The organism is Chitinophaga sp. W2I13, assembly GCF_050434005.1.
Taxonomy (GTDB): domain Bacteria; phylum Bacteroidota; class Bacteroidia; order Chitinophagales; family Chitinophagaceae; genus Chitinophaga.
On the sequence record NZ_JBNPWD010000001.1, the window covers coordinates 4,699,479 to 4,724,233 of the forward strand.

The 24,755-nt window shown below is 45.5% G+C and carries 14 protein-coding genes and 2 tRNA genes; 10 read left to right on the forward strand and 6 right to left on the reverse strand.

Translation table 11 applies throughout. The annotated features are described in order from the left end of the window. Window positions 1–215: 215 nt before the first annotated feature. The 4 genes from QFZ48_RS19375 (at window position 216) to QFZ48_RS19390 (ending at window position 9,197) form a co-directional block, all read left to right on the forward strand. Complete coding sequence (locus QFZ48_RS19375; RefSeq protein ID WP_429063293.1) at window positions 216–3,353, forward strand: SusC/RagA family TonB-linked outer membrane protein; 3,138 nt, start codon at window positions 216–218, stop codon at window positions 3,351–3,353. 11 nt (window positions 3,354–3,364) lie between these two features. Beyond that, window positions 3,365–5,143, forward strand: a complete 1,779-nt coding sequence (locus QFZ48_RS19380) for a RagB/SusD family nutrient uptake outer membrane protein (protein WP_429063294.1) — start codon at window positions 3,365–3,367, stop codon at window positions 5,141–5,143. A gap of 186 nt (window positions 5,144–5,329) precedes the next feature. Further along, window positions 5,330–8,308: a glycosyl hydrolase gene (locus QFZ48_RS19385; RefSeq protein ID WP_429063295.1), complete on the forward strand. Its 2,979-nt coding sequence runs from the start codon at window positions 5,330–5,332 to the stop codon at window positions 8,306–8,308. A 64-nt stretch (window positions 8,309–8,372) separates the two neighbouring features. Further along, window positions 8,373–9,197 carry a phytanoyl-CoA dioxygenase family protein gene (locus QFZ48_RS19390; RefSeq protein ID WP_429050437.1) on the forward strand — a complete coding sequence of 275 codons (825 nt, stop codon included), beginning with the start codon at window positions 8,373–8,375 and terminating at the stop codon, window positions 9,195–9,197. A gap of 115 nt (window positions 9,198–9,312) precedes the next feature. Here QFZ48_RS19390 and QFZ48_RS19395 read toward each other — a convergent pair whose 3' ends face one another. After that, on the reverse strand, window positions 9,313–11,802 hold the full coding sequence (locus tag QFZ48_RS19395; RefSeq protein ID WP_429063296.1) for a hypothetical protein: 2,490 nt from the start codon (window positions 11,800–11,802) through the stop codon (window positions 9,313–9,315). 211 nt (window positions 11,803–12,013) lie between these two features. Here QFZ48_RS19395 and QFZ48_RS19400 point away from each other — a divergent pair, with 211 nt between their 5' ends. Further along, window positions 12,014–12,313: a hypothetical protein gene (locus QFZ48_RS19400; RefSeq protein WP_429063297.1), complete on the forward strand. Its 300-nt coding sequence runs from the start codon at window positions 12,014–12,016 to the stop codon at window positions 12,311–12,313. A 164-nt stretch (window positions 12,314–12,477) separates the two neighbouring features. Here QFZ48_RS19400 and QFZ48_RS19405 read toward each other — a convergent pair. From QFZ48_RS19405 to QFZ48_RS19415, 3 genes are all read right to left on the reverse strand, one after another. Next, window positions 12,478–12,563 (reverse strand) — tRNA-Leu (locus QFZ48_RS19405). Between the two features lie 17 nt (window positions 12,564–12,580). Continuing rightward, window positions 12,581–12,653, reverse strand: a tRNA-Gly gene (locus tag QFZ48_RS19410). Window positions 12,654–12,769: 116 nt separating this feature from the next. After that, on the reverse strand, window positions 12,770–13,603 hold the full coding sequence (locus QFZ48_RS19415; RefSeq protein ID WP_429050434.1) for an RHS repeat domain-containing protein: 834 nt from the start codon (window positions 13,601–13,603) through the stop codon (window positions 12,770–12,772). A 143-nt stretch (window positions 13,604–13,746) separates the two neighbouring features. Between QFZ48_RS19415 and QFZ48_RS19420 the strand changes: the two genes are divergently transcribed. From QFZ48_RS19420 to QFZ48_RS19430, 3 genes are all read left to right on the forward strand, one after another. After that, window positions 13,747–14,727 carry a DUF3667 domain-containing protein gene (locus tag QFZ48_RS19420; RefSeq protein ID WP_429050433.1) on the forward strand — a complete coding sequence of 327 codons (981 nt, stop codon included), beginning with the start codon at window positions 13,747–13,749 and terminating at the stop codon, window positions 14,725–14,727. A 9-nt stretch (window positions 14,728–14,736) separates the two neighbouring features. Next, window positions 14,737–15,516 carry an enoyl-CoA hydratase-related protein gene (locus QFZ48_RS19425; RefSeq protein WP_429050432.1) on the forward strand — a complete coding sequence of 260 codons (780 nt, stop codon included), beginning with the start codon at window positions 14,737–14,739 and terminating at the stop codon, window positions 15,514–15,516. Between the two features lie 141 nt (window positions 15,517–15,657). Next, entirely contained in the window at window positions 15,658–16,182 is a 525-nt protein-coding gene (locus QFZ48_RS19430) for a hypothetical protein (protein WP_370907999.1), read from the forward strand. Between the two features lie 41 nt (window positions 16,183–16,223). On the opposite strand, the gene QFZ48_RS19435 is transcribed toward QFZ48_RS19430, so the two are convergent. After that, on the reverse strand, window positions 16,224–18,509 hold the full coding sequence (locus tag QFZ48_RS19435) for a Tex family protein (RefSeq protein WP_429050431.1): 2,286 nt from the start codon (window positions 18,507–18,509) through the stop codon (window positions 16,224–16,226). A 251-nt stretch (window positions 18,510–18,760) separates the two neighbouring features. On the opposite strand from QFZ48_RS19435, the gene mazG reads away from it, so the two are divergent. Both mazG and QFZ48_RS19445 read left to right on the forward strand, forming a co-directional pair. Continuing rightward, window positions 18,761–19,531: a nucleoside triphosphate pyrophosphohydrolase gene (mazG, locus tag QFZ48_RS19440; RefSeq protein ID WP_429050430.1), complete on the forward strand. Its 771-nt coding sequence runs from the start codon at window positions 18,761–18,763 to the stop codon at window positions 19,529–19,531. Between the two features lie 22 nt (window positions 19,532–19,553). Continuing rightward, window positions 19,554–23,375 (forward strand): ATP-binding protein, encoded by a 3,822-nt coding sequence (locus tag QFZ48_RS19445; protein WP_429050429.1) that lies wholly within the window; start codon window positions 19,554–19,556, stop codon window positions 23,373–23,375. Between the two features lie 378 nt (window positions 23,376–23,753). Here the strand turns inward: QFZ48_RS19445 and plsX are convergent, their stop codons facing one another. Next, window positions 23,754–24,716, reverse strand: a complete 963-nt coding sequence (gene plsX, locus QFZ48_RS19450; RefSeq protein ID WP_370907995.1) for a phosphate acyltransferase PlsX — start codon at window positions 24,714–24,716, stop codon at window positions 23,754–23,756. Window positions 24,717–24,755 lie beyond the last annotated feature (39 nt).

Below are 24,755 nucleotides of genomic sequence, written 5' to 3' on the forward strand. Positions count from 1 at the left end.
AGAAAGTTTTCATATAAAAGTAGCACTTTTTGTGATGATATCAACGTTTCATTCCGGCTGTAGATCAGCAACCGGGGGTTAAATTCACGTTTGAAAAATTAATCTTTATGAATGCATCAACCACCTGTCGGCCTGCCGCCGCACAGCAGTAACCGTCATTTCTAAATTGTAAATAATTCCACTACCAGCGATGTTTAAAACCAAAATCTCATGTTATGTTAAACAAGCAATTTGATTCTCTATTGCCTATCAAAGCATCATTTTTATTGCTATTCCTTTTGGGCATCTCACAAATTTCCTTTGCTCAGCAAAAAATAGTGGTAAGCGGTAATGTTGTGTCAGACAGCAGTCAACCCGTTTCCAATGTATCTATAAGAATAAAAGGCGGGACTGCCGGTGGAACCACTGATGAAAACGGCTCCTTTAAGATTAGCGTTGCTAAGGGTGCAGTCCTGCTTTTTTCTTCTATAGGATATGAAGTGAAACAGGTAACAGCCATGAAAGATGGAGAGGTACTAACGGTGATGCTTACCCCAAGCAATGCCAGGTTAAATGACATTGTGGTGGTTGGATACGGAACCCGCAAAAAAGAAACACTGACAGGCTCCATTGCTTCTGTTAAAGGAAGCGACCTGGTTAAATCACCGGCGGGTAATTTCTCCAATTCCTTAGCAGGCCGGTTACCTGGTTTGGTGGCTATTACCAGAACAGGCGAGCCTGGAAATGACGGATCCACCTTAAGAATACGTGGGGCCAATACACTTGGCGATAATTCCCCGCTGGTGGTTGTTGACGGCATTGCCGGCAGAAGCCTGGAACGGCTGGACCCCGCCACCATTGAATCTGTTACGATCTTAAAAGATGCGTCTGCAGCGATATACGGATCACAGGCGGCCAATGGCGTTATCCTTGTCACCACCAAACGCGGCGCATCCGGTAAGCCCACCATTCAATTCTCCCTGAACCAGGGATGGAATACACCTACCGTTCTTCCCAAAATGGCGGATGCGCCCCTTTATGCACAGTTACAGAATGAAATTTCCGCTGCTTATCATCCCGGCGACCCATTGCCTTATTCGGCAGAAGATATCCAGAAGTATAAGGATGGCTCTGATCCCTGGGGGCATCCCAATACGGATTGGTTTAAAGAAACAATCAGGAAAAATTCCCCGCAACGCTATGGCAACTTAACATTGTCAGGCGGCGCTGAGGCCATAAAGTATTTCATTTCACTTGGATCGAATTTTACCGACGGGATTTTCAGGGACGGAGCTACCAACTATTCGCAGACTAATTTTCAAAGTAATATTGACGCAAAAGTTACTAACAACATCCGTTTGAGTTTTGATGTGGTTGGGCGGCAGGAAAACAGGAACTATTCAGGCGGTGGCGCCAATGGGGGAAGCGCCGATCAGGCACAAAATGTTTTCTGGGCATTAAACAGGTCTTTTCCTACCTGGCCCGCGAGATGGCCTAATGGCTTGCCCGGACCGGATATTGAATATGGCGCTAACCCGGTAGTGCTGGTTACAGATGCCACGGGGTACACCAAATCAAGAAGTTATATTTTTCAGAGTAATGTAAGGCTCGTGGTTACTATTCCATGGGTAAAAGGACTGTCGTTAACCGGTAATGCAGCAATGGACAGAACTATTGTCAGTACCAAACAATTCAGAAAGCCATGGTTCCTCTATACCTGGGATAAAACAAGTTTAGATGCCAATGGAACTCCGCTGCTGGTAGCATCCAAGAAAGGAAACACTGATCCGCGACTGCAACAGTGGATGGATAACAATTCTAATGTAACCCTCAATGCGCTGTTAAATTATGACAGGGTTTTTGATAAGCATGATATTAAAGTTCTTTTTGCGGCGGAACGTATTGCCGGTGATAACATGAATTTCTGGGCTTTCAGGAGAAACTATACCAGCGATATTCTTGACGAACTGGATTTAGGAAGTAATGAATTAAAAGATAATGGAGGATCATCCGGTGTGGCCCGCAGGTTAGATTATTTCGGACGACTAAGCTATGCCTATGACGCAAAGTACCTCGCTGAATTTGTGTGGAGGTACGATGGCTCTTATATTTTTGATCCGGCCGGCAAGCAATTTGGTTTTTTTCCAGGGATATCCCTGGGATACAGGATCTCTAATGAAAAATTCTGGAAAGATAATATCGCTTTTATCAATGAAATGAAAATAAGAGGCTCCTGGGGAAAAACAGGTAACGACCGGATAGGGCCCTATCAATACCTTACAACCTATGGCTACAATGGTGGTTATGTATTTAATGAAAATGTTCCGCAACAGGCGTTGAAAGCATTACGTATTCCAAACGCCGGGGTTACCTGGGAAGTAGCCAATCAATCCAATATCGGTGCTGATGTGGAACTGCTCAATAATAAATTAGCGGTAAGCGCCGATTATTTCTACAACCTGCGTACCAATATCCTGGCCTACCGAAACGCTTCTGTGCCAGGTTCTGCCGGATTAAGCCTGCCGCAGGAAAATATCGGGGAAGTGGTTAACAAAGGCTTTGAATTACAGGCATCATATCGCGGTAGTGCTGGCGATTTCAAATACCAGGTGTCTGCCAACGGCGCCTGGGCAAAGAATCATATCAGGTTCTGGGATGAAACACCCGGCGTGCCCGACTATCAGAAGTCTACCGGCAACCAGATGAACGCAAGATTGTATTACCAGGCAATAGGTGTATTCGCAGACCAGGCAGCGATTGATAAATACCCTCATTGGACAGGCGCCCGCCCCGGAGATATTATATTCAAAGATGTAAATAACGATGGACAGATTGATGGACAGGACCAGGTTAGAAGCAACAAAACTACCATACCAACATTTACCGGCGGGCTCAGTATCGATTTACAGTATAGGAACTTCTACGCAAATGTATTATTCCAGGGAGCGGCCGGTGCGGAAAGATCCTACCGGACTTTTTCCGGCGGGCCAGGTGTCGGGAATTTTATGTACAACCTTGTAAAAGACCGCTGGACACCGGAACATCCAAGTGCTGTTAACCCGAGAGTATGGGAGCGTGGCGGCGCATATTGGATGACAGATGGGGAACCTAATAATACCTACTTCGTTAGAAGCAGTGATTATTTAAGATTGAAAAACTTTGAGGTTGGTTATAACCTGTCATCCGGCATTGCGCAAAAAATAGGCATACAATCGCTGAGGATCTATGTCAGCGCCCTAAACTTTTTAACGTTTACAAAGATGAAGGATTTTGATCCTGAATCTCCTGACGACGCTCCAGGCTCCATATGGGTGAACAGTGAAGTATATCCATTGAACAAAACCACTAACGTAGGATTAACGGCAACATTCTAAAATCAAAGTGTATGAATTACAGAAACTCAAACTTAATATATATCACTATCGGGTTTATGTCACTGCTGCTAACATCATGTGGCAAAAGTTTCCTTGACACAAAACCTTCCACGCAATTTACAGAAGCGGATGTTTGGTCTGATCCCAACCTCATACAACTGAACATGAACAGCATTTATAACCAGAACCCCTGGTCGTTCTTCATGACTTCGCTGGCTGTAGATGAGGCCCGATGCTATGATGCAGGAAATGATTATAATATGAGCAACATGCTGATGTCGCCTGATAATGCAGGCTGGGGCGACTGGAACGGCAGGTACAGCGCTATCCGGGACTGCAATATATTCCTGGAAAATATAGACAAATTGCCGGATGATCCGGCGCTGATTGATGGCGTTACACTAAAAGACAGGTTGAAGGGCGAAGCCACTTTTTTCAGGGCCTGGTATTATCAGTTGCTCATCAGTTATTTTGGCGGTGTACCCCTGGTTACGAAATCCTATAAATTAACAGACAACTTTTCCGCCGCCCGGAACAGCTATGCAGAGTGCGTGCAATTTATTTCCGGTGAATGTGATAAGGCGGCTGCATTATTACCCCTGGTGAATACAGGTGTCAACAAAGGAAGAGTAACAAAAGGCGCCGCTTTGGCGCTTAAATCAAGAGTATTGCTTTATGCGGCCAGCGATCTTCATAATACAACATTTTCCGGGTTTTCCAACCCTGAGCTCCTGGGATATGTAGATGGCGACAGGAAGCAACGCTGGCAGGCAGCCAAAGCGGCCGCTAAGGCTGTAATAGACCTGGGCATATATGGTTTGTATCAGCCCGGTCCTGCATCAACAGAGGAGGCTGTTCAGAATTATGAGGACCTGTTTATCTCAAAAAATAGTATAGAAGACATCTTTATTCGTTATTACAATGCCTCCGTAAGCCAGGGAGTTGACTACTGGCAGGTTTTCCCAAATGGATATGGCGGTATTGAAACAAACGGCGCCCCCAGCGAATTGGTAGACGCTTATGAAATGAGTGATGGCACTAAATTCTCCAGAACCAACCCTGCACAGAATCTCGAACCATATAAAAACAGGGACCCGCGTTTTTATGCTTCCATTTTATACGAAGGGGCAAGGTTCAGGTCAAGGCCATCCAGCTTACTGGCAGCCGATCCCGTAGGAGTTTTGCAGGTAGGTACCTGGGAAAAGTGGGATGCCGCCGCTAATAAAATCGTGTATACATATGGGTTAGATAGCAGGAACAGCGTGGTTTATGGAGGCGGTTATAATAATACCGGTACCTGTATGCTTAAATTTATAAACCGCAAAACCGATATGTATGTAAATCACCAGGATGACCTCACCTGGCGCTTCATCCGTTACAGTGAAATCATACTCAATTATGCAGAGGCCTGTATTGGATTGGGAGAGGAGGCGGAAGCACGCACCTACATTAATATGATCAGGAAAAAAGCGGCCATGCCTGATGTAATGGATGCCGGCGCAGCCTTGTCAGCAAGATACCGGAATGAAAGGCGTATTGAACTGGTGTACGAAAACCACCGCTTTTTTGACGTGCGCCGCTGGATGATCGGGCCGGAAGCCTATCACCCAATGCATGGGGTTAAGGTGGTGTACAAACTGAATCCCGATCATACAACTGCCACCATTCCTACTATTACCCCCGTGGAGATCACAAGTGGAAAGTGGGATAATAAGGCCTACTTTTTACCAATCGCAAGGAGTGAAATGAATAAGAACGATAAGTTAGTGCAAAACCCCGGCTATAATTAATATCGCGTGTAGCATTGATGGATTTCTATTGAAAATAATATTCATACCAGTTATTAACTCAAAACAGTAATGAAATATACATATCTGAACATCTTTTTTACCGGTTGGTTGCTGACAATTACTTTGAATATATCCGGGCAATCTGAATGGCAAAAAAAATATAGCGACCCCAAAACGGTTCAACAAATGTTTGTTAGCCCCCCAATGTTCTATGCTCCGCATACTTTCTGGTTCTGGGATGATACCATCAGGGATGATCATTTTACAGCTACTATGGCAGAGGAAATGATGAAGCAGGGACTGAACCCCGGATATGCACATCCCCGGGGTTCAATGGATCGCTTAAACCCGGCATTTTCTTCATTGCCATATAAGCAATACCTGGAAAAACCCTGGTTCAGCAGTTTCGGGAATGCTATGCAGGCAGCAAAGAACAAAGGATTTACCCTGGGTTATTGTGATGAATACGACTGGCCAAGTGGGCAGGCTGCAGGACGGGTATTAGCGCAGCATCCTGAGCTGGAGGCAAAATACCTGGATTGGAAACGGTATAAGGTAACGGGGAAATCGACCGTTTATTATGATTCAACAGATTTTGCCGTGGCAGGTAAAATAGCCGGCAATGCCATTGATGCCTCATCGCTGCGGATCATTGGAGAAGGAAGCCATTTCAAATGGACGGCGCCACCGGGCCAATGGGTGGTGTATACTTACACAAAAAAATTCCATCCCGGAATTGACGGTGGGAAAGTTAACTATCTCGATCCCGGATTAATGAAAGTTTTTATCCCGCTTGTTCACGCGCAGTACGCCAAACATTTTGCAAATGATATGGGGAAAACAATTCCTGGCGTTTTTGTTGACAATGAAGGCGACTATGGCTGGCGGATGGCGTGGTCAGAATATCTTGCCAAACGGTATAAGGAAATGAAAAACCAGGATATCCGTTTATGGCTTCCCCTTTTGACAGAAAAAGACAACAACGGTTTGTTTGCAAAAGCCCGTTGTGATTGGTTTGATGTTGTTTCAGACGTATATAACAAATGTTACTTTGAGCCTTTGGTGAACTGGCTCAAACAATACAACATGTATTACATCTCCAATCTGTGGGAAGAATCATTGTTGTTACAAACTGCCGCCATGGGCGATTTTATGCGCATTACAAGAACAGCAACTATGCCCGGAACAGATTGTCTTTTAATGAAATCGCAGGATGTTCATGATTTTAAGGAAGTGCAAACAGTAGCCGAATTGGAAGATCGTCCTTTTATGAGTGAAATTATGGGCGTTGCAGGATGGGAGCAAACACCCGCTATGATGAAAATGACTATTAATTCTATTACATCATTTGGTATTAACCACGTGGTGCCACATGGAATTAACGTTAACCGGAAAATTGTCCAGGATCCGTATCCGCCGGATTGGTTTACCGAAAATCCATATTGGCCTTATTTGCATAACTGGACGGACTTTTCCAGGCGAGCTGCTTTTGTGAACAGGCAAAGTAAGCTTGTGGCGGATGTTCTCCTGGTAAACCCGCTTGAAAGTATCTGGGCAAATGCTGAAGGCTTTTTTACGCATGAGGAAAATTTTGGCTTGCTGGAAGGCAAAGAAGTCTGGGATACGCTTTCACTCGAGATCAACCAGGTGTATTCCGATGCTATGAGAGAATTAAATAAAAATAACATCGACTTTTTAATCGCTGATAAATATTACCTGGATAAAGGAAAAACAGGAGCCATTAATAGCGGTGCAAAGATCACTATTAATGACCACAACTTTTCGGCGATCGTTCTTCCACCGGCTTGTGTTATTTCTCATGCCGTATCAGGTAAGATACTTGAATTTGCTAAAAAAGGAGGCGCTGTGCTGCTCCTGGGTACAACACCAGAAGGATCGCCGGAGAAAGGCATGAAAGATGCGTTGATCATTAGCCAGATGAATGCATTAAAGCGGTTGCCCAATGTTATTGATCTGTCGGGAGATAAAGACAGGCTGAGTAAAATGGTTACTGCTTTGAATGAAAGGGTCCGGCCACAGATCCGGTTGGAGAACTCAGGCCGGCTCTACACTGCTCACAGAACTATTTCCAATAACCACTTTTACTGGCTTGCCAATAACTCCGATACCGTGAGAAATTTTTCAGCCTGGTTCAGGGATGGCGATGGCATGGCGCAGATATGGAATTGCGAAACCGGGGAACGTACACCCGTTGCATACATGAAGGAGAAGGGATATAACAAAGTAAAAATGACTTTACAACCTTACGAAGGTTATTGGCTTGTATTTGAGCCCGGAACAAGCGATATGAATCCATTGGTACAGCATGAATCTGATTTAAAAGAAATTAAGCTCGATGATAAATGGACCATCAGTTATCCGGGGAAAGACACTGTTTATAAAACCACGGCCACTTCATTCACGTTAGCCGACAACGGGTTAAGTGAAGATCTTATGTTGTTGGCATATAATGATTCAAAATGGAAGTATACCAGTTTTATGACAGCGAAAAAGCGGAACGGGGATGGGCAGAAGGATGAAATAAAGGATAATGATGCCACCGGTTACCGCTACTGGAGGGTCAATATACCAGTCGGTGCAAAAACAGTAGTGTTCCCTGATAATATGATTGGCACAACGGTTTGGATGGATGGCGTAAAAACAAACGTAGCGGCGGCGTCAATTGACTTGCCTGCTGATGCACGGTTGCTGTCGTTTGCAAGGTCCGTCAAAAGTGAGCAGACGCTGACTGCCCCGTTGAAATTTATTGTTGGCAGTAAAGCAAACTGCACCCTGCAATCCTGGTATGCCTATGGACTTCAGCAGTATTCAGGATATATTGATTATGAAATGCCTGTTGTGTTGAAAGATGTAAATACCAGGACTTCTATAGATCTTGGTGATGTAAAATATATGGCGGAAGTGTTTGTAAATGATAAACCCGTTGGAGACCGGCTATGGGCGCCCTTTGTATTTGATATATCCAAGTACCTGCAGGAGGGAGAAAATAAAATAAGAATACGGGTCGGGAACCTGATGGTTAATGAAATGTGGGTGAAATCGGATCTGGGCAAGCTCCGCACCTGGGGCTGGGTAGGTGTGCCCGATTTTAGTAAATATGACGCTGGTTTGTTAGGCCCCGTTAAGTTAATACAGGTAAAATAATAATACTATGGGCTTACAGGCATTTGCCTGGTATGCCTGATATTTTTCAAAAAGTTGCAGCTATATGAACACGTTACTCACGCAAAAGCAGATTCAATCTTATCGGGAAGATGGATTTTTATTAATTGAGAACTTTCTTAACCAGGAAGAACTTTCCCATTGGCGGCAGGTTATTACGGAGGCCGTTGAACAGAGGGATGGCAGGAAAATGCCCGGCAGTGATAAAAAAATGGGGGAAGACGACGGGATCAATAAGGAAAGTGAATATTTTGGAAAGGTGTTTGACCAGATGATTAATATCTGGCAAACAAACGATGCGGCAAGGCAGATTATGCTTGATGAGAGATTGGGCAAAATGGCCGCAGAATTAGCAGGGTGGGATGGTACCCGGATCTGGCATGACCAGGTGCTCATAAAACGTCCCTGGGCCAATCCTACTTCGTGGCACCTGGATACGCCTTTCTGGTCGTTCACCGATAAGCGGGCACTATCAATATGGGTAGCTTTAGACGACGCTACAAATGAAAACGGTTGTCTGTATTTTATTCCCGGGTCTTATCATGAAACCGGTTTTGAAAACCAGGGTATCGGGAAAAATATGGATGCAATATTCCAGGTTTACCCGCAACTTGTAACTAGAAGCGCTGTTGCTGCACCCATGAAGGCGGGTAGCTGTTCTTTTCATAATGGTTTAACAATACACGGCGCCGGGGCCAATATGACCAATGGCTTCCGCAGAGCGATGACTTGCGCTTATATGCCTGATGGCGCTAGATTTAACGGCATAAAGAATATATTAAGTGATGCGCAGGTAACCAGGTTGAAAGTCGGGGATCTGCTGGATGATGATGCACAGAACCCGCTGATTTATACAGCCGGGGTTCAATAGGCCCATCAGGTAATGCTGATTCAAAGTACATTCCATAAACTGTGTAAAACATATAAAACCGGGGTTCTTTCAGGGCCCCGGTTTTATATGTTTATGTTGGATTGAAAAGAGGAGTTTAATGAGATGTTTTCCTGATGGAAAAGTTAACAGGCGTACTACAATGTTTATTCAGGGAAATGCTGCCATTGTTATTCGCCTGAAGCCGGGTAATATCTTTGTTTGTTACTACTTCATATTTTGAGCCTGGTTGCAATCCATTAATGGTGAATTGATAGTTGCCGTGTGATGAAATAGTCCATGCAAATACATCATTCTTCCACGAAGTAATTTTCATGTCAATACGGTTGCCCGGATCTGCACGAACCAGGAGTTGCGCAGTATCTTTATTACCAGGGTAGAACTTAAGCGTGTTCCCGCTTTTATCCGCACCAAAAGGTTCGCTGCTTTTTACAGAAAAGCTACCGGTGCTCATTAAATAATCATTAACGCTCAATTCAAGGTGATAAACGGTATGCCTGTGGATATATGAAAACTTCGTTCCGTTCAGGGTTTCAAGCATATTGGGTTCCAGCCCCATCCTGTTCCATTTTGGACGAAGGCCGTAAATATCCTTGTATAACGCTGTAATGCTGGTACAGATGCCAGCCAGGATATCATCCCCCAGTCCAAGTTGGGTTGTTCTGCTGTAGCGCTGGGAAGAGAGTCCGTCTTTTTTATACTGATCAAGGAGATGATTAATGAATTTAAGCGCAATGTGCTTATCATATTTCACATAGGCGTTGATACCAAGATATCCCCATGTTGGGAATATATCCCCGTTTTCATATTTAGGGAAAGGCCAGTTGCCATCGCTTACCTCTTCTCTTTTAAAGGAATCGAAGCAAAGCGGCCAGTGAAACAGGTGTTCTGCCGTTGTTCTTTGTTCTATCTGATCAAGAATAAGTTTTATTCGTTCCTTGTCGTCACACAATCCAAAGGCAATGGCAGCGAAATTTACAGGAGTAACCAGGTTATCGCCATGAATGGTGTTGTCTTTATCACGCCAGTACACATACTGCTGTTTGTCCGGCGACCAGAAGCCGCCTTCATCAACCGGCCTATTAAATGCACTTTTAAGACGGGCGGCTATCGCTGAATAATGGCCGGCCATTTTATGATTGCTTAAAATCGTTTCACATTTGGCCCATAGCGTTAATGCTTCGTATAATTGCGCATTTACAAAAGCGTTTTCAAAGCTTGCCCAAACAATGTCTAACCAGTCGCTTGCCTTTTTTTCCGCTACGCCGTTATTCATCATTTCATAGATCCCGTTGTTGTTGGAATCCCGTTTTATCAGCCAGTCCAGCGCCTTTTCACAGCTTGCTTGATGTGCACGCAGCCATTGCAGGTCACCATTCAATTCAAACAGTTCGCTAGTATTGATCACATAGCCCGTTTGTGAGTCAATGGTATATCCCCACATGGCTTCATAATAGCCTGTTTGCGGGTTATATGTGCCGGGAATTTCATCACCGGGTACATTATGCCAGCGGGATAACACACGACCATCGTTGAACATCGCCTGATCTCTTTCCTGGTCCAATGTTGCGGCCAGGTTTTTTATATAGTGTGGATCATTCAATGCCATCCCGATCTGCGCAAAAAATGGCTCATGGAGACATTTCCAGTTGGTGAGCCAGCCATTTGCGCCTACTATATTGTTGTCTACCACGCCATACCGCCCGGTTGTATTTAAAAGCTCGCGTACTGCTGTTGCATCAATACCGGGAAGCGTTCCTCTTGCATATTCCTTATTGTAATCAATGTATTGTAGTTCCAGGCTTAACTTTACGCGTCCTTTTTTTACCTGGAAGGGAGCAAATACATCGTACTTTTGTGATACGAAGCGGCTCAGGTGATGGCGTTGCTGCAATTTGGAGTCAGTTAGCAATTGTGTAAAAGTGAATTCGCCATTTTCGCTGTGGGAATATTTTGAAGCCATTTTATTTGCGCTTCCTGGTTGAGGCGATATCCTTAACGCATCTCCCGAATCAGCATTCCAGAATGTTACGCCACCGGTATGAACGCCATAGGTATCGTTAATTTGTTTTAGGTATTTGCACCAAACCATCCCGCCGTTATCAATAATTCCTCCTTTCCAAACGGATAGATCTGTAAAATTCCATTTTGGAAAGGCCATGTCTTCCAGGTCGGTTGTTGTGCTATAGTTGCGGGTAATATCCCAGGTTATTTTATCTCCTTTGCTGGTAAAGTCCCATGTTTCTTTAATTTGAAGCGCCCCGGTTCCATAGGTGATACCACTTAGCGATATGCCTTTCGGGGTATTTGTTATTTTAATATCGCCTGTTTGATCAGCAGATGAGGCGGTCCCACTTCCTGCAGTGATACTGGTGTATACGCCCGAAGATGATATCGTATTTTTATTTTTCAGGTTTACCTGTTTAATAATGCATCCCTTTGAATAGTCGATCCTGATGGAAAGCTTTTGATCAGGAGTGGTAATTGTAATTATTTTGGAAGCCCGGTTGTGTAGGATACCATTTTGTGAAAAACATAGATCGGGGATCAATATGAAACTGATAATAATTGCTAATATTCGCGTCATAAACGGGATAGAATTGAACACCGGGAGCCCACTGGCATAACAGTGCTGGTAAAGATTGTTTGTAAAATTAATAATATCCTTCGGTTGGCCTGCCTGCACCAGCTAATTTACGTCCGAATATTAAGAGCGTTTTTATATGAAAGCGTTTTTTATTTGCACTTTTTGCCAGTTGCCGGCTGCCTGTATTTTGAGGTGTTGATGTGGTACTCCTATGACAGCAGCCTATTCAAAAGGTAGAAATAAATATTATCTGTATTACAGATGCCAGCATCATAAGAGCGATAATTTTCCAGGTGAGAAATTGCATACTATGATGGAGCTTTTAAGTTTTTCTGAAAAACAGGTGGACCATATAGTTACTGAATGCAAGGACGGGCTAAAGGACCATTTCAAGAAAAGTTTAAAAATACTGCCAGAAGGAGAAAAACAACGAGAGAGAGTCGAACAGAAAATTCACAACCAGGAAGAGAAATGGATGAATGAACCTGAAAATGATTTATCAGAAAAGTAATCTTTAATTAAGAAGGTGTTCAAACATAATCTGGTGTTTAAAGCGAGGCTATATCGAACCGCTACTATCGAAGGAGTCTTCAGGTATAACGCATTGATTTTAAAAGAAAAAGGTCTCATCGATTTCGATGAGACCTCTCTTTCAGAAGTGTCACTCCTGAGAAGTACCCCGGAACGGAGTTGAACCGTCACTCGCATTGCTGCGAACGGGATTTTAAGTCCCGCGTGTCTACCAATTCCACCACCAGGGTCTGTAGGGAATAATCAGAGCGAAAGACCGGGCTCGAACCGGCCACCCCGACCTTGGCAAGGTCGTGCTCTACCAAATGAGCTACTTTCGCGTTATTAATAAGAACTTTTTTTGTTGGGATTGCAAAGATAGGAATCTTTTCGAAGCTGCAAAATTTTTTTAACGTTGAATTAAAATATTTTACGAATGCCTTTTTTTTAAACTGCATCAGGGATTCAGCTCATAGCCGTATTTCACCATCCCTAACAACTCTTTCCCTTTGCCATAGCACGTTTCACTCAAAGGTAATCCATTCGGCTGATATTCATACTGCCAGATTGTATACGACGACGTTTGTGCGTTAACGGTAGTCATCTTCACCAGCTTTCCCTGCGCATTATACTCAAAAATATAGTCCGGCAACATACGCTTCTTCGCAGGCTGATAACGGTACACATCTGTGAGCCGCCCCGCCTTGTCGTAGTTATAATAGATCTTCGTCCCACGACGCGTATCCAGCTCTTCAATCACATTCCCCGCACTGTCGGTTTTAAACGCTACCACCGTGGAGTCGCCGCCCTTACGCTGTATCAACTGCTGTAACCGTCCCGCCGTATCATAACGGTACGTCCGGCTTTCATCAAAACGAAGCTTACTATCTCGCGCAATGGAAGTGCTGCTGATATATTGCAGCCGCCCCCCTTCGTCGTAACGGTACTGCGTGGTAGTCACACTTGCACCGGAACTGTCTACTGTTCTGGTCAACTGCCCCTTCGCAGAAAACGTAGAAGTCATAGCCGAATAACCGGTGGAGCTGGACTGTGTCTGCGCCCTCATCTGCCGGTATGTGGGATTCAGGTTGCGTTCACAACGGAAGTCCCGGTCCGGCTGCATATCTGCATCCAGCGTCAGCACCTGCTGCGTTTTTACCTTGTTTTCCTTTAGCAGCGCCATAGTCGCTACGGTTTGCTGCGTGTTGTAAATGTCCTGGAAGTAATATTGACTAAAACCCCTGGCCGCAAATGCCAGTATACTCAGTGCCAGTAGGATCGTTTTCTTCATGCCCGTAAAATCGCTGATTTTTGAATGTTCAAAGGTAAAACGCAAAAATCATATTAAAATTTTTTAACCGGACTTTAACCGGCTATAATTCATCATTTCTTTTTTATCTTGCCTGCTGTTACAACCAAAAATATCTAAATCTCTTGAAATCACAACCTTTACGTAAGGAGAAAAATTGCCTGAACTGCGGCACAGAAGTCCCTGAACGGTATTGCACACACTGCGGACAGGAAAATACCGTACCACATGAAACATTCACCCACCTGGTTAAACACTTCGTGGCAGATATCTTTCATTACGATTCCCAGTTCCTCACTACCCTCAAATACCTGCTTTTCAGACCAGGATTCCTTTCCAGGGAATATATGGCTGGCAAAAGAGTACGCTACGTCAACCCGATAAAATTATACGTCTTTATATCCTTCGTTTTCTTTTTTGGCCTGTTTACATTGCAACACGGCAACGAAAAGGAATCCGGCGAATTCGTTACGGAACGCTCCCTGACCCAGGCAAACAATGGCGATACCGTGAAAACAGGCATTGAAACCCTGGACCAGGCGCTCTCTGATTCTTCTCCCACCAGTATAAAGAAGAATATGAACCGCTATCATACAGTGGAAGAATTTGATGCGGCGCAACGGCAATTGCCTGACTCGGAACGCCTTCACGGCGCAGAAAAGTCGGTATACCGGCGGATTATCGGCGTGCGCCAGAAATATGGAGAAGACTCCAAAAAGGCCATTATTGAAATGTTCAACCATAATGTGCCCAAGTTGATGTTTGTCCTGCTGCCGCTTTTTGCCCTGTTCATGACGTGGATGTACCGCAAGCAGAAAAAATGGCTGTATGCCGACCACGCCATTTTTGCCATCCACCTGCATTCCTTTAGCTTTATTATCGGCCTCACCGGGCTTCTCCTGGAATTTATTTTCCATAACGATATCTTTATGACCATAGGCTGGTGGATCATCTTCATTTACCTGGTGCTGGCGCTCTGGAACAATTACCAGCAAAGCTTCAGGAAATCCCTGCTGAAAGGCATTGTGCTGAGCATAGCTTATGGGATGTCAACAGGCATCGTATTCCTCATCTACATTTTACTGATGTTTATGATATTTCTTTAACTTTAAAAGATGCAACCGGAATTTATTATCATACACCAGCAAGTGGCGCCCTATGTTGCCCACATCCAATTAAACCGCCCAAAAGAACTGAATGCATTAAACCTGCAACTCATGGGCGAACTGAGAGATGCCCTCAAAGCCCTGGATGCGGACGATGAAGTACGGGTAATCGTTCTCAGCGGCAACGAAAAAGCCTTCGCCGCAGGCGCTGATATTAAACAAATGGCCGGGAAATCGGCCATAGACATGTATAATATCGATCAGTTCAGCACCTGGGACACTATAAAAAAAATAAAGAAACCCATTATAGCCGCCGTTAGCGGCTTCGCCCTGGGCGGCGGCTGCGAACTCATGATGCTCTGCGATATGATTGTAGCCAGCGAAACAGCCCGCTTCGGACAACCGGAAATAAAACTCGGCGTGATGCCCGGCGCCGGCGGTACACAGCGCCTTACCCGCGCGGTAGGAAAAGCCCTCGCCATGGAAATGGTGCTGACCGGCCGCTTTATTACGGCGGAAGAAGCACTCCGGGCCGGACTTATTAACCGTATCGTGCCCGTGGAACTGTTCCTGCAGGAAGCCATAAAACTTGCTGCGGAAACAGCCGCCATGAGTCCGGTAGCCCTTAAAATGGCCAAAGAAGCCGTTTTAAAAACTTTTGACACCAGCCTGGAAGAAGGATTACATTTTGAACGTAAAAATTTTTATCTTCTCTTTGCATCTGAAGATCAGAAGGAAGGCATGCAGGCGTTTATTGAAAAAAGACCTCCTGTATTTAAGGGCAAATAGCCCGGAACTTTATTGAAAACCATTATTTTTAATATGTGACTTGTTAACCTTCCACTGATAAATAATGCTGTTAACTGCCGGGAAAAGTGGTACCCGATAGTTGTTGTTCGCCCCCTTTAGTATCACAAAAAAAATTTAACCATGAGTGCGAGAAGGATTCCTGTTGCATCACTTTTATCGCTCACTATCTGCGCGTTTGCATGTAATAGCCCCGCCCAGAAAGTAAGGGCGATTGTACTGGCCGACCAGTCTAACCTGCCACCTACCGATACCATGATCGCTGGTGGCGATACTATTCAGACAGACATGGTCGCTTCCTGGAACAGTTTCCTGCAATTCGATGGCAAATATGCCATGGAAAGCGGTCTTTTTGAAGCCGAGCCACTGAAAAGCAGGCTTAACGCATTGATAGGTAAAGCCCGCAAATCTTTTTTTGAAAGATTAAAAGTAACACCACCCATAGAAGTGGAAAATAAAATACTTTTTAACGAAGGATATATGCCCGGAAAATCAGGCTATGATGAAGCTGTTATTGCCATAGATATGGATCGGGACATCATTTACATCGGCTTCACCGTGAACAGGAGTCTCATGCTCTTCAGCGAAAAAGGAGATACCGACTACCCGGAAAAATTCCTGCAGTGGATGCAGAAATATGAACGCTGAAAGAAAGAAGGAAGACCACCGGCCTTCCTTCTTTCTTTATCTTAATTATCAAACTTATTCTTCAACGCGGCCAGCTTAGCCTGGAAGTCGTTCAGCGGCGCCTCTTTAGCCGCCGGCTTATTCACTTTCTTCTGCTGATGCGGCTGCTCGCCGCGGGGCTCCCTTCTGGCTCCCTGCTGCTGGGAACCGCCGCCACCGCCTTTCTCGTTGTCTTTCATCGATAAGGAAATACGCTTACGCGCCACATCAATTTCCAGTACCGTCACCTGCACCTTCTGATTCAGTTTAACCGCTTCATTAGGATTGCTGATAAATTTATTGGAGAGATGGGAAATATGCACCAGCCCATCCTGCTTTACACCAATATCCACAAATGCACCAAAAGCAGTAATGTTGGTCACCACGCCCGGCAACACCATCCCCGGCTTCACATCTTCCATCTTATGAATGCCTTCGGCATATTCAAAAATAGAGATCTCGTCGCGCGGATCACGGCTAGGCTTAGCCAGCTCCTTCAGGATATCTTCCAAAGTCAGTAAACCTACTTCGGCACTCACATAATCCTTCGGGTTAATTTGCTTGCGCAGCTCTTCTTTGCCCATCAGATCCTGTACAGTGCTGTGTTGTTTGGCCGCCATTTCCTTGATCAGGTCATACCGCTCCGGATGCACCGCTGAATTATCCAACGGGTTATCGCCATTCTCAATACGCAAAAAGCCCGCGCATTGCTCAAACGCTTTATCCCCTAAACGGTGCACTTTCTTCAGCTGCATACGGTTGCTGAATGCGCCGTTTTCTTTACGGTACTTTACAATGTTCTCCGCAAGGGAAGGGCCCAAACCGGAAATATACGCCAGCAGGTGCTTGGATGCCGTGTTCAGGTTCACACCCACATTGTTCACACAGCTCACCACCACACGGTCCAGGCTCTGTTTCAACGACGACTGGTTCACATCATGCTGGTACTGTCCCACACCAATAGCTTTCGGATCTATCTTCACCAGTTCGGCCAGCGGATCTATCAGCCTGCGGCCAATGGAAATAGCGCCACGCACTGTTACATCATGCTCCGGGAACTCCTCACGGGCCACCTCTGAAGCAGAATATACAGATGCGCCACTTTCATTCACCATAAACACATTGATCTTTTTGCCAAAATCAATCTTCTTCACAAACTCTTCTGTTTCACGGCCCGCAGTACCATTGCCCACAGCAATAGCTTCGGTATCATATTTAGCTGCCCACTTCTTCAGCAGGGCTTCTGCATCATCTCTTTTGTAATTTTTTTCCAGCGGGAAAATAACATCGTTGTCCAGCATATTGCCCTGGTTATCCAGCGCTACTATTTTACAACCTGTTCTGTAACCCGGGTCAATGGCAATAACGCCCTTTGGTCCCAGTGGCGCTGCCAGCAACAGCTGCCGCAGGTTTTCCGCAAATACTTCGATTGCTTCCTGGTCCGCTTTTTCTTTTGCAGCTGTCCGGAACTCATTCTCCAGGGAAGGACGCAGCAAACGCTTGTAAGCATCTGCCGCCGCTTTGGTTACCTGTTCTGCGGCCTTGCCTTTACCTGTCACAAATTGTTTGCTGATCAATGCATTGGCATCTTCCTCTACCGGCGCAATAGAGCTGAACAGGATACCCTCGTGCTCCGCACGCAATATTGCCAGCACCCGGTGAGAAGGCATCTCCCGCAGATCTTCTGAAAACTCGAAATAGTCTTTATATTTATCGCCTTCGGCTTCTTTTCCTTCTACTACTTTAGACGTTAGCTTGCCGGTATTGGCAAATAACTTACGCAGCTTATCACGGCACTCCGCGTTTTCATTGATCCACTCCGCAATAATATCACGCGCACCTTTCAACGCCTCTTCAGACGTAGCTACCTGCTCATTGATAAATGTTTCCGCCGCTGAAATATCACCGTCCTGCTGCTCAAACAACAGGGTAGCCAACGGTTCCAGGCCTTTCTCAATGGCCACTGTGGCACGGGTTTTACGCTTAGGCTTGTAAGGCAGGTAAATGTCTTCCAGCTCTGCCAGTACCCAGGTGTTTTCTATTTTGGATAATAACTCAGGCGTCATTTTTTCCTGCTCAGTGATCGTTTTGATAATAAAATCACGACGGTCATCCACCTCCTTATAACGCTTCTGCAGGTCTTCAATACGGCCTATCTGCACCTCATCCAGACTTCCCGTTACCTCTTTACGGTAACGACTGATGAATGGAACCGTTGAACCTTCAGATAACAGGGCCATGGTGTTTTCTGCCTGTTTACCGGAAATACCCAACTCCGATGAAATAAGCGCAATGTGTTTCGGATTCATAAATCAATACATTTTGGGATTTTTTGATTGCCAGATGCCGGTTTTGTAACCACAATAATTACAAAAATTACCATCTCCAAACCATGAAATCGCTACCATTTAATAGCTCGCAAATGTAACTAAAATGGCCTTTTTACCAAGAAAAAGTATTCCCCATTTTTACACGTCCGCATTTGGTTCTCCGGACCCGTTCCTGCCCGGAATCATCTATGAATATTAAAATCCCCAAATGATCCCTATTTTTACAAAATATGGAAAAGACAGCTACATTTGATCGCCTCCTGCAGATCATGGACGATTTAAGGGAAAAGTGCCCCTGGGACCGCAAGCAAACCATTCAAACGCTTCGTCAGCTCACCATCGAGGAAACCTATGAGCTGGCAGATGCCATCACCGATGAAGACTGGAAGTCCATCAAAGAAGAACTAGGGGATATCCTCCTCCATATCGTGTTCTACGCCAAAATAGGCTCGGAACAGCAAAAATTTGATATAAACGACGTGATAAACGGCGTATGCGATAAACTCATCCACCGCCATCCGCACATTTATGGCGATGTAAAAGCCGATACGGAAGACCAGGTAAAACAAAACTGGGAAAAACTTAAACTGAAAGAAGGTAAGAAATCCGTGCTCAGTGGCGTTCCCTTGTCGCTCCCCGCGCTTGTAAAGGCCATGCGCCTCCAGGAAAAAGCCAAACAAACCGGCTTCGAATGGGATAATACCGCACAGGTGTGGGATAAGGTAAAAGAAGAAGTAAATGAACTGGAAGCAGCAGTGAGCAGCGGGAATATAAATGATATGGAAGATGAATTCGGCGACGTGATGTTCTCTTTGGTGAACTATTCCAGGTTCCTTAATATCGACGCGGAAAATGCCCTCGAACGCACCAATAAAAAGTTCCAGCGCCGCTTCCAGGCAATGGAAGTACTGGCACTGGAACAGGGCCGTACCCTCAACGATATGACCTTAACGGAAATGGATACACTCTGGAATAAGGTGAAAGCCACAGAGCAATTATAAATCGTTCCTTAATACACCCGCATTGATCGATACTAAAGAAATACGGCTTTTTTTCCTGCGACATGGCTATCTCCTGATCATTGCAGCCTGGTTGTTTACCTTCGCTTTCCTGTTCAGTAACTACTGGTCGTACTACTCGTCCCCGCAAGGCGTGAAGCGCAGCATGGAAAAGAGTATCCACCAACGCGAAAAAACATTCGAAAAACTCGTTAAAGATACCGGCCTCACCGCCTCGCTCCTCCGGCGCAGCTACGACCAGAAAACACTGGACAAACTTACCGGCATGGAGTACTACCTCTTTGCCTACGATTCCAATAACACCGGCATCTGGCTTACGTTCTGGAATACCAGCCAGGTACAGCCGGAAGAACTGCAAACGTCACTGGAAAACGGCGAGCGGTTCATGAAGCTGAAAAATGGCTATTACGAAGTCATCACCCGGAGGGTGAAATCAGCCCCGGGCCACGCCCAATACCTGGTGGCAGCCATTCCGGTCCGCATGGAATATGCCATTAAGAACAACTACCTCGTCAATCACTTTTATGACAAGGAAGAACTGGGAGAGGAGTACAGCATCCTGCGGGAACAACCCGCCCTGGTGGTGCCGGAACATATTATCCTGCCGGTAAATAACGGGCAGGAACAAACGCTGTTCTTCCTCGATTACAACACCGGCATGCACGTACATCCCTCCAACAACCTGAGCATATTGCTGCGGGTGCTGGGCTGTATCTGCGTACTGATATTCCTCAACCTCTTTGCCACCCTGCTGGCAAAAAGCACCAACCCGCTGTATGGCTTCCTGTTCCTGTTCCTTATCGTGTTCGGTATGCGGGTGCTCAGCTACGTATACCCGTTTCCGTTTAACCTGAAGGAACTCAATATCTTCGATCCCAGGATCTATGCAAAAGATGAAATCTTTTACTCACTCGGCGATCTGCTGATCAACGTATTACTCACCTTCTGGATGGTCCTCTTCTTCCGGGAACACGTAAAAACCATCAACCCGCCGGTGCTCAAAAAAAGATGGGCGCAAAGCGTGGTGATCATCATCGCCAGCCTGATCCTCTATATCGTGGAGCAATTCCTGGCAGACCTCATCCAGAGCCTTGTAATAGATTCCAAGATCTCTTTCGATGTTACCAACCCCTTCAGTCTTACAGAATACAGTATCATCTACAGCATTATCGGCTTCATGGTACTGGGCTTTATATCTTTCAGCTTTTTGTTCTTCTCCCAGATCATCAACTACCTGCTGAATGAACTCACCAATTTCCAGTACCGCACCAAATACATTTGGCTGGCGGCTGTAGGGATCATCTGGCTGCTGTTCCGTATCCATAACCCCGAACTGCCGTTTTCGGTTACAATGGTGATCTGGCTGCTGATTTACATCGTGCTGCTCGATTTTCTCGCAGATCGCTTTGAAAGCAGTATGGCCACCGTACCCTTTCTCTTCTGGCTCTTCCTGCTCACCATCACCACCTCCGGCGCACTGGTACATTATAACAATCATAAGGAGCTGTATGCCCGTCAGAAGCTCGCAGAAGACCTGTCCAAGCAAAAGGACCCTTACCTGGAAATGCTGCTGAATGATATCGGTAAAAAGATAGAACATGATGAGGCCATCCAGTTTTTTTTCCAGGACCGCAGCAGCAGGATCCACCGTAAGTCGGCGTTCGACACCCTGCTCCTGCCCAAATACTTCCAGGGCTACCTGAGCCGCTTCCGGGTGAACATTTATGCATATGACGAAAACGGCGCCTCCCTGTTTTCTTCGGATACCGTTAGCTTGTTAACTTTTAACCGGCAGATATTTACCGAATCGGAAGCCTCTCCTGCACTGGTGCCCGGCAACGACCTGTATTATTATGAACGCAGCTTCAACGACTACAGCTATATCGCAAAAAAAGAGTTTCACAACGCCAACGGGGAAGTTACCGGCTGGCTGGTATACACCCTGGCGCCAAAGCCGGTAAGCAGCGAACGGCTTTATCCGGAACTGCTGGTGGAAGGGGATATGAGCGATCCGGGCCGCGAATACGCAGGCGCTTATTCATTTGCCGTATACGATAAAGGCATTCTCGTAAGCAATAACAATGACTTCCCGTTCCCGGTCCGTTTATATGCGCATGAACTGCCAGCCGCAGATGTTACCGTAAAATCCATCAAAGGTTATTCAGAACTGATCTACCGCGCTACCCCCGAAAAAGTAGTGATAGTGGTAAAGGAAAACAGGATGTTCGTGGAATTCATCACCCTGTTCGCCTACATGTTCTGCCTGTTCCTGCTCATCATCGCCGTATATAAAGCATTCGACCTGCTCATCAAAGCAAGAATGCGGATCAGCAACCTCCGGGCACTGATCAATATCAGCATCCGCAAAAAAGTACATGGCACCATCATCTTTGTTGTTATTTTCTCCTTCCTGATATTGGGTATCACCACCATCAAATTCTTTATCTACCGCTCGGAAATGCAGAACCGGGAAAGGCTCAGCAAAACCATGAGGGAGGTATCGAAAGATGTGGAAAAGGTATTGGAAAACCAACGCGACCTGGACCAGGTAGGGGATATGTATGATTCAGAACTGATGAAAAAGCTGTCGGCCTCCCTCTCGGATATTGCCAATGAAAGGGCCCTGGATATTAATATCTACGACCGTGATGGCAACCTGCAGCAAACCACGCAGCCGATGATGACCGATAAAGGTTTAATCTCCACGAAGATAGATCCGCAGGCCTTCTACAGCTTATACCGGTTGGAACAGATCCAGTTTATCCATACAGAATACATTGGGGTGATGCCGTTCCTGTCGGGTTACATGCCGTTGCGCAATCATGATACACATGAAGTGATCGCTTACCTGAACGTTCCTTATTTCGCCACACAAACGGAATTGAACCAGCAGATCTCGAACTTCCTCGTGGCCCTCATCAATTTCAACGCTTTCATTTTCCTCATTGCGGGAATGGTGGCGTTGCTGATCACCAATTCCATCACCCGCTCGTTCTCGCTGGTAACAGAAAAGCTCCGGCACGTAAACCTGGGTCAGCGCAACGATGAAATAGAATGGGATAAAGATGATGAGATCGGCGCGCTGGTAAAAGAATACAATAAAATGGTGCGCAAGCTGGAAGTAAGTGCGGTACGCCTGGCTAAAAGCGAAAGGGAAGGGGCCTGGCGTGAAATGGCGCGGCAGGTAGCCCATGAAATCAAGAACCCGCTCACGCCCATGAAGCTGAGCATTCAATACCTGCAACGCGCTATCGCCGGCGATTCTCCCAATGTAAAGGAGTTGTCGCGCAAAGTAGCCGGCACACTGGTGGAACAGATTGAACACCTGTCTAATATTGCGTCCGACTTCTCTGCCTTTGCCCGCATCGGTGAACCCAACAACGAAGAATTCCTGCTCAATGAAGTATTGTATTCCCTCACCTCCTTGTACCAGGGGCATGAAGATTGTGAAGTTACCTACATACAACCCGCACACGATTTTTATGTATTTGCAGATAAAACCCAGATGAACAGGCTGTTCACCAACCTGTTGCTGAATGCCATCCAGGCCATCCCCGACGACCGTAAAGGACAGATCGTGGTACGGCTGCAAATGACGTCCGACAATCACGTGATCGTGAGCGTATCCGACAATGGCGAAGGCATTTCCACAGAGATTCAATCCCGCATTTTCGTTCCCAACTTCACCACCAAGTCGTCCGGCACCGGCCTCGGACTGGCCATGTGTAAAAACATCGCTGAACAGGCAAGAGGGGAGATCTGGTTCGAAACGAAGCTGAACGAAGGCACTACGTTCTACGTAAAGCTGCCACTGCAAGGGCGCTAATGCAGCGGGTTTTGTCTTTCTCGCTGATTACGCTGATTATACTGATTTTACTTTTGGATTTTATAAATGATTTTAAAAGATCGGGGAGATATAGGCGGATCTATTCGCTCATCTCTCCCCGGATATTTAAATCAGTTATAAAATCAAAAAAAATCCAAAAAGTAAATCAGTATAATCAGCGTAATCAGCGAGAAAGACAAAACCCGCTTCTATCCACAAACTCAAAGTAAAATCAAAACATAATCAAATCAGTGCAATCAGTATAATCAGCGTAATCCTGCTCCAAGACAATTTACATCGCCGAAGGCGATCGGCGATCCCCGCAAAAAAAAAGACGCCCTGGAATACCAGAGCGTCTTCAAAATAATTTCTTGCTGTTTACTGCTGTTGTGCGTCGTCTTTCGCTACAAAGCTTTCTTTAATTTTTTCCAGCAGTTTACTTTCGATCATTTGCTGCGACAGTTGTATCATGTTTTTAAAGGCAGTTTCCTGGGAAATACCATGACCAATAATTACTGGTTTGGAAACGCCTAAAACGGGAGTACCGCCATATGATTCAGAGTCAAATTTCTTCATGTAGTCATCCTGGATATTACGTCTCAGCGCAATTTCATGGAATGATTCGGCCATCTTAAGTACGATGTTTCCGGTAAAGCCTTCGCATACAATTACATCTGCTTTTTCGGAGAGGATATCCCTTCCTTCAATGTTGCCGACGAAATTAATTTGTTTGCTTTCTTTTAACAGCGGGTAAGTTGCCTGCGCAAGCAGGTTGCCTTTGCCTTCTTCTTCGCCGATATTCAGTAAACCAACTTTAGGATTGGGTACCTGAAGAATATGTTTGGAATATAGGGATCCGAGAAGGGCAAATTGTGCCAGGTTTTCAGGTTTGCAGTCGGCGTTGATACCTACGTCAAGCAAGAGGCCGTACGTGCCGTTTTCACGGGGTACCAGAGTAGATATAGTAGGACGTTGCACTCCCTCTATGGCTTTAATGGAATAATAGGTGCCCACCATCATGGCGCCGGTATTACCTGCGCTGATGAAAGCATCTATTTTTTCATTCTTCAATAAATGAAAACCGATAGAGATGGAGGATTGTGGCTTCTCTTTCAGCGCCTTGGTAGGGTGTTCATCCATCCCGATTACCTGGGATGAATGAACAACTGAATATTTTGATTGGTCCAGCTGTGCGGCTGCAATTAAAGGAGCTAACTGTTGTTCGTCTCCAATTAAAACCAGATGCACCTCAGATGCAACAGTGTCTAAATATAATTTTACTCCTTTTACTGCTTCTGTGGGAGCGAAATCGCCACCCATCATATCAAGCCCGATTCTCATGTAACTCAAGGTTTGTTCTTGTTAGCTCGGGTAAAAATA